2 protein-coding genes are annotated in these 2,119 nt (G+C 42.4%); both read right to left on the bottom strand.

Going from position 1 to position 2,119, the window contains the following annotated elements; genetic code table 11:
- Positions 1-29: 29 nt before the first annotated feature.
- Positions 30-1,349 carry a hypothetical protein gene (locus WEIDD23_RS00515; protein WP_062358643.1) on the bottom strand — a complete coding sequence of 440 codons (1,320 nt, stop codon included), beginning with the start codon at positions 1,347-1,349 and terminating at the stop codon, positions 30-32.
- Between the two features lie 150 nt (positions 1,350-1,499).
- The coding region (locus WEIDD23_RS00510; protein ID WP_197458745.1) for a hypothetical protein at positions 1,500-2,119 on the bottom strand (620 nt) is incomplete at its 5' end.

The raw sequence follows: 2,119 nt of genomic DNA, 5'->3' as shown, positions 1-2,119 counted from the left end.
ACCGAAAAAACCTGTCCATAATCTTGACATCAGCGCCAATTAGATTGTGTAAATTGGTTATCATTCGTCACTGACTTAGCCAACGTTACCCGATCAGAAAATTGTGGGCGCCCGTCACTTTCGCGAGCTTCTATATCATACACGTTCAAATTCATCACCGTGACATGTTGCATCACATCATTAAAGTTGTTCCAAGCCTTCTTAAGAGCCGATGCACTCGTGGCTGACTTCATTTGCACGTAATAAATATTGGTAGCAGCCTTCAACTGTGTCGTGTGCGCTGCATCAAAATGTTTGTTCGTAATCGCTTGATTGTACTTATTCAAATAACCTTGCTTATTCAACTGATAGTTCAAAACAATTGTCCGGTTGCCCGTTACAGTGATGTCTTGTGCTGCTGGAATAATGTAATCACCATTCTGAACTGGCGCAATATGTAACTGCTTACCAATCACACTCGTATAAGTCTTCGCATTCGCAATATCCGTCCACTTTGGATTCAACTGCGTTCCTTCGTTCGCCTGGTACTTCACCGTAATCGTGGCAGCCTTGCGATAGGTCATTGACATGGTTTGATCCAAGTTAACCCGCTTCGCATACTTGGCGGCTGAATAAGCTTGGTACCCCTTCACGGTTCCCGGCTTAACCAGTGGCGTTGTGCCAACCTTAACCATCTTCGTCTGCGTTGAAATTAACTTGCCGGTATCGAAATCGTAGTTCTTGATGGTCAGTTTACGATAAGTTGCCTTGTAGTAAATTTTGAACGTCCGGTTACTATTCAACTTATAATTAACGCGCTTCGAGCCTTGCAACTGATAATATTGGTACCCATTGCCTGGCTCAAACCACCAATTTTCCGCAGCTGGGGACTTCACATGCCAATCCGTACCAATCTTCTTTTTGGTCGTGGCATCGATGTGTTGCACCGTCGCCGTGAAATACTTTCCTAAGGCCGCATCCTTTGACCGATAAAAAATCGTTGTGCCTGTATCTTGGCCCGCCAACAATTTCAATGTCGTAAAGTTACCATTCAGCCCTAAATACATTGACTGGAATGATAAGTTGCCGACACCTAAATAATAGCCATGCTCACCGGCGTTCCAAAATGCCGTAAAATTTGGATTCAAATTAAACGTATGAGTCCGCCCGTAATCTGTATATCCTGTACCCGTCACATGATTCTTTGTCACGTTAACATGGTACCAACGCCCATTTTGGTGCGCAAACCAATTACCTTGATATTGTGCTTTGATTGCATCTGCTGAAACTGATGCATTACTTTGCCCAAAAGCAATTGCACCCGCCATCGTCAAACCCATAATCGCTAACTTACTCAAACGACTCTTCAACCTTCTTCATCTCCCATAAAATATTTAACTTAAAAAGTTTACGCCTATTTTTTTGATAAGTGGTTAGTAAAAGTTCTAACACACAAAAATATTTGTTGCGAAAGTGCAACAAAAAAGCACGAGCGAACCATTCTCTCGTGCTTTTTAAAACTATTTCAATTCAAACAACGCCCAATTCTTGGGCTTACCCGCCAACAATTGATAGCCAGTATCAATCAATCGGTAATTTTTCACCAATGGTGCCTTGTTGTACGGGTGAACCCCGTTCAAAGCATTCCGCATATCAATCGCCAATGGCTGATTACCAGGTACAAATACCACAACATATTGGACACGTCGATGCGTCATTGTATCTGAAAATGAAGTATACATTTCAGGGAACTCATCATACGTCATGTTCATTAAGTGGAAGTATCGCGTCACTGGATGAGTATCGGCAGCTAAGAAGAACCCGGAATCTAATGAATTAACCATCAAGATACTTGGGTGCTTTGATTTTTTATGCATATCCGCTGCAAAACGTTCTTGTACGCTTTGATCAGTCGGCTGACCATGGCGTGCCAAAAATGGCTGATGGGCATCGCGCGGAGTTGCCGTTTTAATATAAGAATTTCCATAAAACGGTATGACAAAAATGCCAATCATAACCAACAACATAACCGGTCGCAATAATTCTTTCTGCCAATCAATCAACCAGGCAAATAGTTGGAATAACGCAACCACAAAAAATGGCATCAACAATAGGACGTAGTACTCTCGCACAAAATGCG

The organism is Weissella sp. DD23, from assembly GCF_001579105.1.
GTDB lineage: Bacteria > Bacillota > Bacilli > Lactobacillales > Lactobacillaceae > Weissella > Weissella cibaria.
This window is presented reverse-complemented; position numbering and strand designations above follow the sequence as displayed.